Annotated in this window: 13 protein-coding genes and 1 pseudogene; 9 read left to right on the forward strand and 5 right to left on the reverse strand. The window is 43.9% G+C overall.

From position 1 onward, the window contains the following. Positions 1 to 57 precede the first annotated feature (57 nt). Positions 58 to 354, reverse strand: coding sequence for a winged helix-turn-helix domain-containing protein (locus C9I89_RS05940; RefSeq protein WP_107282434.1), 297 nt, complete (start codon positions 352 to 354; stop codon positions 58 to 60). A gap of 316 nt (positions 355 to 670) precedes the next feature. On the opposite strand from C9I89_RS05940, the gene C9I89_RS05945 reads away from it, so the two are divergent. Beyond that, the gene (locus tag C9I89_RS05945; protein WP_107282435.1) at positions 671 to 1,600 is read left to right on the forward strand and encodes an LpxL/LpxP family Kdo(2)-lipid IV(A) lauroyl/palmitoleoyl acyltransferase; all 930 of its coding nucleotides are present in this window, start codon (positions 671 to 673) and stop codon (positions 1,598 to 1,600) included. Between the two features lie 79 nt (positions 1,601 to 1,679). On the opposite strand, the pseudogene C9I89_RS05950 reads toward C9I89_RS05945, so the two are convergent. Continuing rightward, positions 1,680 to 2,348 (reverse strand): annotated as a pseudogene (locus C9I89_RS05950) (pirin family protein); the annotation flags it as partial. A 190-nt stretch (positions 2,349 to 2,538) separates the two neighbouring features. Continuing rightward, positions 2,539 to 3,378: a pirin family protein gene (locus C9I89_RS05955; RefSeq protein ID WP_107282436.1), complete on the reverse strand. Its 840-nt coding sequence runs from the start codon at positions 3,376 to 3,378 to the stop codon at positions 2,539 to 2,541. Between the two features lie 308 nt (positions 3,379 to 3,686). Between C9I89_RS05955 and C9I89_RS05960 the strand changes: the two genes are divergently transcribed. Together C9I89_RS05960 and C9I89_RS05970 are read left to right on the forward strand one after the other, a co-directional pair. Then, positions 3,687 to 4,457, forward strand: a complete 771-nt coding sequence (locus C9I89_RS05960) for a hypothetical protein (protein WP_107282437.1) — start codon at positions 3,687 to 3,689, stop codon at positions 4,455 to 4,457. A 204-nt stretch (positions 4,458 to 4,661) separates the two neighbouring features. Continuing rightward, positions 4,662 to 5,594: a hypothetical protein gene (locus C9I89_RS05970; protein WP_107282439.1), complete on the forward strand. Its 933-nt coding sequence runs from the start codon at positions 4,662 to 4,664 to the stop codon at positions 5,592 to 5,594. A 287-nt stretch (positions 5,595 to 5,881) separates the two neighbouring features. On the opposite strand, the gene C9I89_RS22425 is transcribed toward C9I89_RS05970, so the two are convergent. Then, complete coding sequence (locus C9I89_RS22425; RefSeq protein WP_170107630.1) at positions 5,882 to 6,034, reverse strand: hypothetical protein; 153 nt, start codon at positions 6,032 to 6,034, stop codon at positions 5,882 to 5,884. Between the two features lie 412 nt (positions 6,035 to 6,446). Here C9I89_RS22425 and C9I89_RS05975 point away from each other — a divergent pair, with 412 nt between their 5' ends. From C9I89_RS05975 to C9I89_RS05990, 4 genes are all read left to right on the forward strand, one after another. Then, positions 6,447 to 7,796, forward strand: a complete 1,350-nt coding sequence (locus C9I89_RS05975) for a KAP family P-loop NTPase fold protein (RefSeq protein WP_107282440.1) — start codon at positions 6,447 to 6,449, stop codon at positions 7,794 to 7,796. Next, positions 7,793 to 8,464 carry a hypothetical protein gene (locus tag C9I89_RS05980; protein WP_107282441.1) on the forward strand — a complete coding sequence of 224 codons (672 nt, stop codon included), beginning with the start codon at positions 7,793 to 7,795 and terminating at the stop codon, positions 8,462 to 8,464. The genes C9I89_RS05975 and C9I89_RS05980 overlap by 4 nt, the downstream gene beginning before the upstream one ends. Before the next feature lie 125 nt (positions 8,465 to 8,589). Continuing rightward, positions 8,590 to 9,516 carry a DUF4238 domain-containing protein gene (locus C9I89_RS05985; protein WP_107282442.1) on the forward strand — a complete coding sequence of 309 codons (927 nt, stop codon included), beginning with the start codon at positions 8,590 to 8,592 and terminating at the stop codon, positions 9,514 to 9,516. A 514-nt stretch (positions 9,517 to 10,030) separates the two neighbouring features. Then, positions 10,031 to 10,525, forward strand: a complete 495-nt coding sequence (locus C9I89_RS05990; RefSeq protein WP_107282443.1) for a YcxB family protein — start codon at positions 10,031 to 10,033, stop codon at positions 10,523 to 10,525. 625 nt (positions 10,526 to 11,150) lie between these two features. Here C9I89_RS05990 and C9I89_RS05995 read toward each other — a convergent pair. After that, positions 11,151 to 11,897, reverse strand: coding sequence for an SAM-dependent methyltransferase (locus C9I89_RS05995; RefSeq protein WP_107282444.1), 747 nt, complete (start codon positions 11,895 to 11,897; stop codon positions 11,151 to 11,153). A gap of 419 nt (positions 11,898 to 12,316) precedes the next feature. Here C9I89_RS05995 and tnpA point away from each other — a divergent pair, with 419 nt between their 5' ends. Then, the gene (tnpA, locus tag C9I89_RS06000) at positions 12,317 to 12,640 is read left to right on the forward strand and encodes an IS66 family insertion sequence element accessory protein TnpA (RefSeq protein WP_107282445.1); all 324 of its coding nucleotides are present in this window, start codon (positions 12,317 to 12,319) and stop codon (positions 12,638 to 12,640) included. Continuing rightward, positions 12,637 to 12,990 (forward strand): IS66 family insertion sequence element accessory protein TnpB, encoded by a 354-nt coding sequence (tnpB, locus tag C9I89_RS06005; protein ID WP_107282446.1) that lies wholly within the window; start codon positions 12,637 to 12,639, stop codon positions 12,988 to 12,990. The genes tnpA and tnpB overlap by 4 nt, the downstream gene beginning before the upstream one ends. The last annotated feature ends 42 nt before the right edge of the window (positions 12,991 to 13,032 follow it).

The raw sequence follows: 13,032 nt of genomic DNA on the forward strand, positions 1-13,032 counted from the left end.
ATAGGAGCGAGGATCGAGTTTCTAGCCCTCGAGACAGGATAGATGTCGCCTCTCGTTTTATGGATAGTCTAACGCGGCTTTAATATCTGTTATGTGTTCTGCAATCCAGTGTTTGTTAATCGCACCCCAATCAATGATCTTATACTGACCGCTACGGTTACGCTCGCCTTTGGTTTGATTAAAAACGCAGATGATATCCAGTTCAGAAAGGCTTTTTATCGTGTCTTGTGCGGTTCGCCTTGGCATGCCAGTATAGTCAATAATCGCGGGAACAGTGGCAACGCCGTTTTCAATTAAATGCGCGATGTATAAACGACGGTAATAGCTCGATTTGGTTTTGCTGATGGTCGTCATAATGGGGTATTCCGATCCTTTTATCTGTACGGTTATGGGGGGAAATGACCTGTTTACTCTTAATACAGAGTAACATCATATTACCCGCATTAATGGTTTCCCTGAGCAAACTGCAGCAGGCGTTGAGAAGACATCGGACTCATACCCTGATTTAGTGGCCCTTGCAGACCATTTACAAGAGGAAGTAAACGGCTTCAAGGTTTAATAAAGGAGTGGTTTGGGTATATAATGTGACGTTTTTCATAAGCATGAACATCCACTCTATTCTTCATGTTCGACTTACCACAATAACAAGTAAGGTAATGTTTTTCTCACTATGAGCAAATTTACGCCACCCACGTTTAGCAAAGCGTTTCTGCATCCACGTTACTGGCTGACACTGATCCTGATCGCGGTAATGTATTTGATCAGCTGGCTGCCATATTTTATTCAGTTTCGCATGGGGCAGGTTATAGGCCGATTAGCTATTCGCCTGATGAAGAAAAGACGTAAAATTATTAAACGTAATTTAGAACTCTGTTTCCCTGACATGCCTGATGGTGAGCGTGACGAGCTGATAAAAAAGAATATTGATAATACCGGCCTTGCATTGTTTGAGACAGGTATGGCCTGGTTCTGGCCTGACTTTCGGGTTAATCGCCATGTGACTATCGAAGGCATGGAGCATATGACGAAACTGGATCAGGACGGTAAAGGTGCGCTGCTGGTTGCTGTTCATTCAATGAACCTGGAAATAGCCGCTCGGGCTTTTGGAATAAAAATGTCTGGAATGGGCGTTTACCGTCCCAATAACAATCCTTGTTTTGACTATTTTCAGTATAAAGGCCGATCGCGTTCGAACCGGACATTGATTGATCGTAAAGACGTCAAAGAGATGCTGCGTATGTTACGTCGAGGGGAGCGTGTCTGGTATGCTCCTGATCATGACTATGGTCGCCGCCGTTCAACATTTGCACCACTTTTCGCGGTAGAAAATGCCTGTACTACAACAGGAACCAGCTTGTTAGTCGACGCATCCGATTGTGCTGTTGTTCCATTTTCTATGGTACGTAATACTGATTCCGGTCAATACACCTTAACGATGTATCCGCCGCTAGATGACTTTCCGCATAACGATCCGGATGCTGCTGCGGTCTATATCAATAAGGTGGTTGAACAATCGATCATGCAGGCGCCGGATCAATATATGTGGTTACATCGCCGCTTTAAAACCCGTCCGGAAGGCGAAGCATCGTTGTATGATTAATTATAAGATTTGCTGATATTGAGATAAATCAAAGCCCACGAAAGTGGGCTTTGTCGTTTATAGTTGTGAGGGCCCGGCATCACTCAGCAACTAATTTACCATTCTGATAATCAGAGATAGCCTGATCGATCTCTTCCATCGAATTCATGACGAAAGGACCATAATGAACAACGGGCTCATGGATTGGGAGCCCAGAGAGAAGTAACACACCGCTATCGTCTGTTGACGCTAACGACAAGCCTTCGCCTTGATCCAGCAAGGCCAGTTGACCGGCTTCCACTTTCGCACCCTCCACCTCGATTTCGCCCTTATAAACGTAAAGTAAGGCCTGAAAATCTGGATTCAGACAGCTTCCGAACTGTTCACCTGCCGCGGCTTGCCAGTCAGCAATCGTGGTCGGTACGCCTGTGCTCTGCAGCGGTCCGGTCAGAGTTTCCCCCTTAATGGTTAAGTCACCAGAAATGACCCGGATCAGGTTATTTTCATTGAACGCTTTTTCTGTCATCACTTCTGGCTGAAAATCGTGATATTGCGCTGGCTGCATTTTCTTTGCTGCAGGCAGGTTTATCCAAATCTGAAAGCCATGGAGCTTGCCATCGGTCATCACCGGCATTTCACTGTGAATGACCCCTTTGCCTGCCGACATCCATTGTGCACCACCATCGAGAAGCTCTCCGGTATTGCCCATATGATCTTTATGCTGGAAATGGCCATTGAGCATATAGGTTAGCGTTTCGATACCGCGATGTTTTCAAGAGCTACAAAAAAAATTGTTCATATTATAGTGCTTGATCACGTTTTACGCTGCCGCGCTAAATTTCGCCCTACGATGAGCAAAAATGACAATTCACTTGGCATAAAGTGATTAGAGTTGACTATGCCTATAGAGATCAGGAGTTAATGCTAATTCATCTGATCTATAAACAAATAGTTGACTGTTATACCAATTGACCTTGCTGGTAGTCTTGTACGGCTTGTTCAATCTCTTCCATGCTATTCATCACAAACGGGCCGTAATGCACCACAGGTTCATCGATTGGGATGCCCGATAGTAACAACACACCGCTGTCTTCGGTGTTTGTGATTGCTAGTCCCTCACCGTGTTCGAGTAATGCCAATTGTCCGGTTTTGACGGTTTGTCCTTCCACTTCAATTGTACCTTTGTAGACATAGAGCATCGCCTGGAAGTCGGGATTTAGGCAACTGGTAAATTTCGCCCCCTTGGTGGCTTGCCAGTCTGCGATTGTGGTTGGAACACCTGTTTGCTGCAATGGCCCTTTGATTGTATCGCCTTGAATGGTGAGATCACCTGAAATTAAGCGAACTAGGTTATTTTGGCCTAATGCCTTTTCAGTGATCATCTCAGGCTGAAAGTCAGTGTATTGGGCTGGCTGCATCTTCTTGGCAGCTGGCAAGTTAATCCAGATTTGGAAGCCGTGTAGCGAGCCGTCAGTCATCATCGGCATTTCACTGTGGATGACACCTTTACCGGCTGACATCCATTGTGCGCCACCATCCCGTAATTCACCTACGTTGCCCATATGGTCTTTATGTTGGAAATGGCCATTGAGTAAATACGTGAGAGTTTCTATACCGCGATGAGGGTGAAAGGGAAATCCACCTATGTAGTCATCAGGGCTAATCGATTTCAATTCATCGATCATTAAGAATGGTGAAAAGCTGGTGTTGTTAAATCCATGTACACGCAGGATTTTTACGCCATCGCCATCAGATGATGGGTGAGATTGAATGACTTGTTTGATACGTCGGATTGCCATAGTCGCCTCCAAATTTCTTTCTTATCTGTAGTGTAGAAAGCAACGTGCGATGCAAACAGGGGGCAAAAACGAACAGCTTGTTTGAAAAATTTGAACGACTATAAAGTAGGAGAAGCAGAAGGTGGTTGAAATGTAAAAGGCCATTAATATTTAGGTATACTTTTATATCGCTAATATGATTAAAGCCTGTCAGTTTCATTGCACCAATGTGACTATTAACTTTTCCATATTTTTCCTCATACACGTAATGTGTCTACAATACTGAGGGAACATCACTTGTCGGTTATTGAACATAATGGAATATATGTATGGCGAAACCAAGCATGAAAGTGGGTGATGTTTTCCCCACTAATAACAACAGCAACCTAGTCATCACCAAGTATGAGAGCGCAAAAAAGGTCTGGTATCGCTTCCTCGATACCGGTTACGAAAGCCACACTGCAGCTGCCAATATTCGGAGAGGGGGCGTTCGTGATGTTCTCGCACCGTCCGTGGCTGGCGTCGGTTATATAGGAGAAGGCCCATATCTAAGTTGGTACCCCCCGGAGAAAAACCCGTATCTTCCCGGCAAGGAAAGAAGCCCAGCCTATGAAGCTTGGTCCGGTATGCTGAAACGGTGCTACTGCAAAAAAAGTCAGGAAAGAAGACCGACCTACGCAGGCGTAGAAGTCGATGAACGCTGGCATAACTTTCAAGTATTTGCCAAGTGGTACTACAGTCAAGACTGGCGTGGCAAAGAGCTAGACAAAGACTTGCTTACTTCGGGGTCGAAAAAGCGCTATGGACCGGACACATGCGTCTTGATCTCGCCAGAGAATAACACGGCCATCAACCGTGTCGGCTCTATCTTTCGGGCAGAAAATGTAGCTGGTCCTGAACGTTGGCGAGTGCTTTTCAGCCAAACGTTCTCGACACAAGAGCAGGCAATCGAAGCCGCCGTGAATATACAGCTCTCAATAAGGCACGCCATCTTTGCCAAGCTGAAAAGGCGTGACTCGCTAGAGGGAACGATCCGAGAAATACTGACCGAGCAGATCCGTTCAAGGACAGATATAATATTACCAGGAATCGACGTATGAAAAATAAATCACCAATAAAAGTCGGTGAGACATACCCTACCACTAACTGCGGAATTCTGACGGTCATCCAGTACGTTAACTCGAAAAAAATCCAAGTCAGATTTAACAACACTGGCGAAGAACGTTGGACATTCAGTTCCTGTATCCGCAAAGGCAACGTCCACGCCCCATCACTTCCTAGAGTTCCCGTCAAGTAAGCCGACCATGAAAGTGGGTGATGTTTTCCCCTCCAATAACTATGGTGACATGACGGTCATTAAGTACAAAGATGCTCTCAATATTCAGGTGAAATTCCACGATACTGGAGCCAAAAAATGGACCAGTTCAACCCATATCAGAGAAGGTTGTGTCCGTGATCCGTCGCTGCCTTTGGTTAGGAATGAAATTTCAACACCTGAGGATATGACTGTCGGCAAGGTTCATTCAACTAATAACTTTGGTAAGCTAAAAATTACCAAGTATGAGCACGCAAAAAAGGTCTGGTATCGCTTCCTCGATACCGGTTACGAAAATTTCACGACCTCTTCCGAAATCCGCAACGGTGAAGTGGGCGATCGATTGGCTCCTAATGTCTGTGGAGTTGGTTATATAGGTGTAGGCCCATACCAGAGTAATTACCTATCGGATAAAAACCCCTACATTCCAGGCACTACCAGGAGCCCGGCTTACGAGTCCTGGGCTGCAATGTTGTACAGATGCTACGAAAAGAAAAACTATCGCCGTCAGCCTAGCTACGCTAATGTTGAGGTTGACAAGCGATGGCACGACTTCCAAGTTTTTGCCGAGTGGTACTACAATCAGGACTGGCGTGACAAGGAGTTAGACAAGGATCTTCTAGTAGGCGGCGAAGGGAAATTGTATGGACCGGACACTTGTGTCCTGTTAACTAAAGAGGACAACACGGCCATCAACCGGGACATCACTGTTGCCCGGAGTTCCAACTCTACGAAGTCCGATACATGGAGGGTACAGTTCAATCAAACATTCTCGGATCTTGATACGGCGGTGGCGGTAGTAGTGGATGTTCAACTCGCAGTAAGAAACACTGTTTTTGCCGAGCTTGGTATGTGCGATCCGTGGGAGGATACAATTGGAGAGCTCCTGGCAGAGCAAGCCCGTTCGAGGGTTAGAAGTTAGCTGAAGTAAAAAAGAGGCGGAGCAGAAGATCCCCTCAGACTGGTAACCTTCGTAACTCAACAATTCGCGTTAAAATGAATCCTCTAAAGCGTTTGTGTTCAGTGGTGTGCTACAGCTGAAGGACGTAACACGCCTTTGCCCCAAAACCATTTAGAGCCAAAGCTCACTCACATGCTGTTCATGTGATTTTACGATACATTTTCTAATCGTGCTTGTCGGTTTAGAACACAACACTAAGGTCGTTAGTGATAGGCTTTCATTCATGGAGCATTGTATGGAAATATTGTTTAATAGCGATTTTTCTTTTCTTCTTTCTTTTTTTTCTTTTGGTTATGCTCAGCTATTTTTTTCTCGAAGAATTTAGTCATAGTTAAGCCATAGCGCTTTTTTATAAAATAAGCGATGATAGCTAAAATAATGAATCCTAATATCGTACCCATAGATTTCCCCTTGATATATGGAATCTTTTCAAAACATTAGGGAGATTTGAAGTGCTCATTATGCCCATTACGGTAAACTCATAGATTAGGCATCAAAACTGGCTTCTCAACGCCTCTGCGCTTAAACATTTGCTATTACACTCAATACCACAAATCGAACAATAAGTATGTGATCAGATTTAACTCGAACACTCAATAATGCCCCTTTACTGCTTAGAGTTAAAAATCATTTACATACTGTTAATGTCGATTTCCGATACCTGAGTTAATGCGAGGGTGCAGGCATCTAAGCACCTGTAATACTGGCTTTCTCCCAATGCCGAGCTAGAACACAGCCATTACCGCACAAAAGCTCTCACTTTTTATTGATGTGATACTATATGCTCATTAGAGTCCGGACGTGGTTAGACTTATGCGTACAAAATTTACATTTGATGATCGAGACGAGTTCCAGCGTAAAAAAATTGCGGAAAAGGTGATTCAATTATTACGTTCACCTATTGATGTTTCCCCCATGGTTATTGATGGTGATTGGGGGACAGGTAAAACCGAGTTTTGTCACAAGCTAATCAATTGGATGAAGACTGAAGATCATTATCATATTATTTATGTTGATGCTTTTAATGCTGATCATGCCAATGAACCTTTGTTAACCGTATTAGCTGAAGTTATAAAAGTGCTCCCAAATGATGAAGCACAAAATACCTTTATTCAAAAAGCTCTCCCAGCAGTGCGCTACGGATTAAAAGCGCTAGCAAAAGCAGGAGTAGCGCATTTGTTACGTCAAGATGCAACAGATGTCGCTAATGATTTCGATAAGGAGATTCAACAAGCCGCGAACCAAGCTATTGATACATCGGTTGAGTCTTTATTGAAAGATCATGTTAAGGCTTCTGAGAGCCTACTCGCTTTGCAAACCGCCTTAAAAGAAATCGCAGCCGAGAAACCCATGATTCTATTTATTGATGAACTGGATCGTTGCCGACCTGACTTTGCCATAAACATGTTAGAAATCATTAAGCATACTTTTGATGTTGAAGGTGTCCAGTTCGTGTTGGTTACGAATACAAAACAACTCAAGGCATCGATTAATCATTGTTATGGCCCTACTGTTGATGCACAGCGTTATCTAGATAAGTTCTTAAAGTTCAGTTTTGCCCTGCCTATAGTTATTCCCGAACAGTATGAAAAAACCCTTGCCGCTACAAATCACTTCGTTCAACTTGTACAGAACAGTGAAACTCTCGCTAATACTCAATTACACCAAGATGCTGATCTAAGTTTCATCAGGCACATCATACAAAAGCATGATGTTTCGCTTCGAGAGGTGGAAACGCTGGTACGATATTTTGAAATTTATCAAGTGTTAACGGAGCAAAAAGCTTTAGCTAGCAATATCATCTTCGGTTACAAATTACTTCGGCTACTTGGGGTTTCGATATTCTGTTTAGCTCCTGAACTAGCCAATAGCATATTAAAAGGTAAATCAGACGCACAGGAACTAGCCAATTTTTTAGGTGAAACTCAGCTACCTGAATTTAGTGGAGGGTATCCTTATCCTAAACACCATCAAGTTCTCTTAACCATGTTAGCGCAGGAGTGCCACTATCATTCTGGTGCTTATACTCCGGCAGACGAAAAAATGGCCGCTTGGGAAGAACTGATTAGTAGTTACTTTGCTCGGGGAGGATTCCCTCCCTCTAAAGGAGAAAGACATAAGATTGTGACTGAAGCAATTTCGGTTTTAGGGCTAGCAGTATGAGTCGAGAGCTACCAGACAGTGTCATTGACTGTTTGAAAAACCAAATGTTCATTGAGATGGAACACTTTTTAGAGAAGTATTTTAGCTTTGATGAACAGTTCAGAATTGATGCTGCGCAAAGATTTTCAGCCATGCTAAATACAGCAAATGACATTCGCAGAGGGAAAGCTACAGAACACGATCTCATTGATCATTATTTTGAGGAAGGTAGCCACGATGAAAATGAATTTCTTCAAGCCATGTATGACTGTTTTCGAGAGCTTTCAGCACAAACAGGAGAGGAGCTAAAGCGTTCAATCTATGCCCACGTAAATAGAGGTGGAGAAGACTGGTTTCCTCTTGTAATCATCGATAAAAAAATGAATGACTATAATGATTTACCAAAAGAAGTAACGGTATATCGGGGGTGCTCGGTAGAGGAGTTTTATTCGAAAAACTTCAGGCAATCTTGGAGTGTTGATAAGCAAATAGCGACTATTTTTGCTTTCACTCATTTTTCAAACTTAGACAAGCATGAGAGAGTGGTCGTCAAAGCACTTGTTGATAGGAACGATATCGCGTGGAATCGAAAACTTGAAGGAGAAGTTGTTTTACTGCCGGGATTCAAGCCATTATGTACCACCATTGCGATGACATACGATGACTACTATAAAAAATTAGCAAATTAAACTTTAGGTTTGTGGAGAACCCATCAGATTTAGAGGTGATTAGGGTATCTACTTATTGAACTGTAAGGGTATTTTGTGGCGATTCCTGAGTTGCAGGTGTTATGTCCCAGAGGTTAATTTAGACTATGTTTCAGCAGAAGAAGAAAAGACAGCACTACGTATGGAGACGTTACTTAAAGGCATGGTGTTTTCAAAATAAGATTGCCTGCATGCGTAATGGGACACATGTTTTCTCCACTGACCTTATGGGGGTGGGTCAAAAAAGTTACTTCTACGAGGTAAACGAGTTAGCGCCCGAGGATATTGATTACGTGAGAGATCTGTTTCTCAACGACGTTTCTGAGTCTGTTTCATCTATTTATGACAGGCTGTTCTCTTTATTTTCAATGGTAGAGCAGATAGATAAGTTAGCTGTAAATGATCTTAATAGCGATCTCGCAGCACTAAAAACAAACTACGCCAAGAACTTGGAAGAAGAAATTCAGTCTGAAATTGAATCTCAAGGTGATAAGTGTCTAGCGTCTCTCCTTGAAGACGATGTCACCTTTTTTGAAAGCGAGCAAGGTGCAGCACACTTTTTAAATTATATTTGTATGCAATACATCCGAACTAGAAAGCAACAAGAAGCGATCGTAAATGGTTTCTCTGGGGCGCATAAAGATCAAATTGTTAAGTGTATAAATTTAATCCGTATTGTTTTTTCAACAAAGTTAGCGGCAAATTTATTCGCGGACAGACAGAACTATAAGTTAGTTTTAGTTAACAACACATCTAATGTAGACCTTTTAGCGTGCGACCAGCCAGTAATTAACTTTATGTCTATTGATACACCTGAAGGTGAGCAAGTAGATAATTTTGGATTGTATTACCCAATTTCTCCCTCAAAAGCTGTATTTTTAGTCGAGCGTGATGTATTCGGTTCAACAGAAAGTATGGGGTTTAATGAAAAGTCTGTGCACGAATACAACAACATGATACTTCAGTCTGCACATGAACAAGTCTATGCTACTTCGGAAGAGCAGTTGCGAAACGTGATAGCCAAAGAGACATAACAAACTTTAAGGCGTCAAAGTTTAGGTTTGTGATACTTCAGTTAATTTGACTGTTATCGAATTACACAAAGACTCTAACTCATTTGTGTCCAACTGCGAGTCAGCTTAGTTGCTGCTGACATTGTGATCACCAAGCGATTCTGTCGTGTTCGGTATAGGAATCCACGTATTAGCAAAGTAGCTAATCAATTCAAATTAAGATGCGTACGTATACTCAGCTTCTTGTTGAGGGAGCCAGCCTTTAGCCTTTAATGTTTGCGCACCAGCTAACCTCAACCAGCTATCAGCTTTATTTAGCATTACAGAGCGCCTAGGTTTTTAGCTGGCTGATGCATCATTTAATACCAATTTGGATAGCAAACTGGCTATGGTGAGAGTAGACCCTGTCGGTATTATTGATTTACAAAAGAGGATCAAAACAGCTAAAGAAAAGCACCGAGAAGCTATACAATACTCGAGTTGCGAGGTCGCAGCATGGGATACTCATTCACAGAAAACCTCAAAGTAGCCACATATGTCTAAAGATTTTGATTTCACCACAGAATACACCCTCGACAAGGCCTTTTTTGCAGAGTGTTATGATCAAACTAGTCGTCCTGCTGAATTTCCAAAAGCCTATTTAAAAGGAATACTTTTTCTTCTTTTTGGGGTGGTTTTAGTAAAATTTGAGCTACTACCCAGCGGTTACGTTGGTTGGTTCTTTATTGTTTTGAGTATTATTGAGGCGCTTAGTGTTTATTTTAAGAGAACCTGGTGGTTATGGCGACAAACACTCAGCATGAGCTCTGGCAGCAAAGTGGTATTTCATGTTGACTCTAACGGTGTGAGTTATAAAAGCGGTAAAAACACCCGTAACATCGCCTGGAGTGAAATCGACCAACTTCAACAAAGCGATTTAGGTTTTATCCTTCATATGGGTAAACAGCGCCAATATGTCAGTAAATCTTGCTTAAATGATGAAGTGATCGCGTTCATGGTAGAGCAGCACGCAGTATCAAAAATGAACTAACGTCAATGCGCGCAAAATAGAGGTAATGAAACGAATACGGTTAGGTCTTTCATTTTGCTTTTGATTAGAATGGTTGAGCTTCTAGCTAGGGGTGCAGTAGCTGAGGTTATCCGAGTTCACTCTGTAATATGAAGTTCGGAACAAGGTTTTGTCCAAAGGCGTGTCACGTGAACAGTGTTGACAGTGATCGTTCTAATCTAAAATTACCTCATTCAAATTGAGTGGTGATGAATCTTGAGGGGAATTATCACTGCTTCTGGAAGGAATTCAAAGGGTGGTAAATTTACAACATAGCTATTTTTAGAATGAGCATTTTGCTAACTATTACTGCAATCTTATGCTGACTATTGCTTCATTTTAAGATATAAATTATTGATAGTTAGATTGGATTATGCTGATGTTTTATTGCACGCATCACTCGTTGACTCTGAATACATTAGCGCAAACCAACTCCGTTATCGGGTTTATCACTTGCAAAACGGGGCGTACCATACATCTGTCCATTTCTGAGCCAGCAGTAGCTCACCTGCGCGAAAAGCCGCGCAGGCCGGTGAGATGATGGGTTAGGCTGATAGCCAAAAGCGCAAAAGTCGGCGCTGGCGAGACGACGATAAGATACCAATGCTCATCGTGGCATCAACGCGAACACACCCCAGCCTAAGTATTCACGTGTGTAAGCGGCGTGACGCACGGGTTCCGAGGACAGTTGATCTCGAACCTCTTTGGCTAACTCATCGTCGGGATTGGCTTCAAGCCATCGGCGCATAGTGAGCCACTTGGCCGCCTCGTATCTGTCCCAGCCGTCTTGGTCGGCCAGAACCATTTCAACGACGTCGTAGCCCAGACGGCCGAAAGACGCGAGAAGTTCCGGCAGTATGAGAAAGTCGGCGATTGAGTTCGCAAGACACCCCTTGGCAACCTCTTCCGTCGGTGGCAACTGCCGCCAGAACGGCTCACCGATAAGGATGATCCCTCCGGTGCACAGGCTCCGCGCCAGAAGGTCGATAGTGCTGGCGACTCCCCCTGCGATCCAAGTGGCACCGACACAAGCTGCTACACCGACCTTCTCGTCAGAGATGTAGCCCGCAGCATCGCCATGGATGAACTTGACTCGATCAGCAACGCCGAGTTCTACAGCACGGTGTTTCGCTTGTTCGGAGAACAACTGGCTCATATCGATACCGGTGCCGATGATGCCGTGATCGCGTGCCCAGGTGCACAGCATCTCCCCCGAACCACTGCCGAGGTCGAGCACGCGGGTCCCTGACTCCAAACGCAGCGCCGCGCCAAGAGTGGCGAGCTTTTCGGGAGTGATCGGGTTGTGAATGCGATGAGCGCTTTCAGTAATGTTGAATATTCGTGGGATATCCATTGTGAAAAACTTCCTTATGGGGGGGCGATTGCGGCCTGTGTAGTGGTAGAGTGAATTTGACCACCAGATTAGAGGTGTTGTAATGACTTAGCCGATCTTGGTCTGGTCATCACAATCCCTGAGATTATCCGTAAAACGCTAAATTAGCAAAGCCACTGACAAGGTTTTGTCCAGAGGTGTGCTAGAGCCGATCATGGCAAACACATCAGGACTACCGAAATGAAGTCGATAAGGCTGATGTTCTCTCAAGTGTAGATTGCTCAGAAACTCCAAATGTGCAAGGTTGTTCAACGGGAGTGTTTGCTGACTAATTAGCAAAAAAAAGGAGCCATGCGGCGTAAGCGCCCCATAAACCTCACATTCAAATAGCTGGATGAGACTTTTATGATCATATCTCCATCAAATTAGGAGATAGGATCATGGCTAATCGACGTAGCGACCAGGAATGGATGGCAATATTCCAGCAATATGAAAGCAGTTCCCTTACACAAAGAGAGTTCTGCCGACAGAACAATCTCAGTCCTTCAACCTTCTTTGCTAAACGGCGTTCGCTGCAACTATCCAATGAAAGTCATCAAAGCGCGTTTGTTCGTGCAGAAGTGGTTGAGCAGACAACGCACTACCAGTTCACCAAACTCGCCCTGGCAAATATGACGCTCAGCATCAATGAAATCGAGCTAAGCATTCCGCAAGGTACACCTGTGGGTTATCTGGCAGAGCTTATTGGCGCTCTCCAGTCATGAAAGGGTTAATCAGTCCTCCTGCCATTTACCTGTACCGTGAGTTCGTTGACTTCCGCAAATCCATCAACGGCCTGGCGGCGCTGGTCGAATCCGAAACAGATTTGTCTTTAGACTCAGGGGCGCTGTTCTTGTTTACCAACAAACAGCGCGACAAAATGAAGGTACTCTACTGGGATAACACAGGCTTCGCCCTTTGGTACAAGCGCCTAGAAAAGGACAAGTTTAAGTGGCCATCCAGGGAGAAACATCAGGTCTTTACCCTAAGCGGTGAGGAGTTCGAACGCCTGCTGTCTGGCTTTACGATTATCGGCCATAAACCCATAGAAATACACAGTTTTACAATGAGTTAGTCACCATAAAAGTCAGATGTATCGGGCTGTTACGGACCATTC

It is taken from the genome of Photobacterium lipolyticum, assembly GCF_003026475.1.
In the GTDB taxonomy this organism is placed as follows: domain Bacteria; phylum Pseudomonadota; class Gammaproteobacteria; order Enterobacterales; family Vibrionaceae; genus Photobacterium; species Photobacterium lipolyticum.

Coding starts and splice junctions, on each gene's coding strand:
- C9I89_RS05940 (WP_107282434.1), bottom strand. CDS start 354: ATGACGACCATCAGCAAAACCAAATCGAGCTATTACCGTCGTTTATAC.
- C9I89_RS05945 (WP_107282435.1), top strand. CDS start 671: ATGAGCAAATTTACGCCACCCACGTTTAGCAAAGCGTTTCTGCATCCA.
- C9I89_RS05955 (WP_107282436.1), bottom strand. CDS start 3,378: ATGGCAATCCGACGTATCAAACAAGTCATTCAATCTCACCCATCATCT.
- C9I89_RS05960 (WP_107282437.1), top strand. CDS start 3,687: ATGGCGAAACCAAGCATGAAAGTGGGTGATGTTTTCCCCACTAATAAC.
- C9I89_RS05970 (WP_107282439.1), top strand. CDS start 4,662: ATGAAAGTGGGTGATGTTTTCCCCTCCAATAACTATGGTGACATGACG.
- C9I89_RS22425 (WP_170107630.1), bottom strand. CDS start 6,034: ATGGGTACGATATTAGGATTCATTATTTTAGCTATCATCGCTTATTTT.
- C9I89_RS05975 (WP_107282440.1), top strand. CDS start 6,447: ATGCGTACAAAATTTACATTTGATGATCGAGACGAGTTCCAGCGTAAA.
- C9I89_RS05980 (WP_107282441.1), top strand. CDS start 7,793: ATGAGTCGAGAGCTACCAGACAGTGTCATTGACTGTTTGAAAAACCAA.
- C9I89_RS05985 (WP_107282442.1), top strand. CDS start 8,590: ATGTTTCAGCAGAAGAAGAAAAGACAGCACTACGTATGGAGACGTTAC.
- C9I89_RS05990 (WP_107282443.1), top strand. CDS start 10,031: ATGTCTAAAGATTTTGATTTCACCACAGAATACACCCTCGACAAGGCC.
- C9I89_RS05995 (WP_107282444.1), bottom strand. CDS start 11,897: ATGGATATCCCACGAATATTCAACATTACTGAAAGCGCTCATCGCATT.
- tnpA (WP_107282445.1), top strand. CDS start 12,317: ATGGCTAATCGACGTAGCGACCAGGAATGGATGGCAATATTCCAGCAA.
- tnpB (WP_107282446.1), top strand. CDS start 12,637: ATGAAAGGGTTAATCAGTCCTCCTGCCATTTACCTGTACCGTGAGTTC.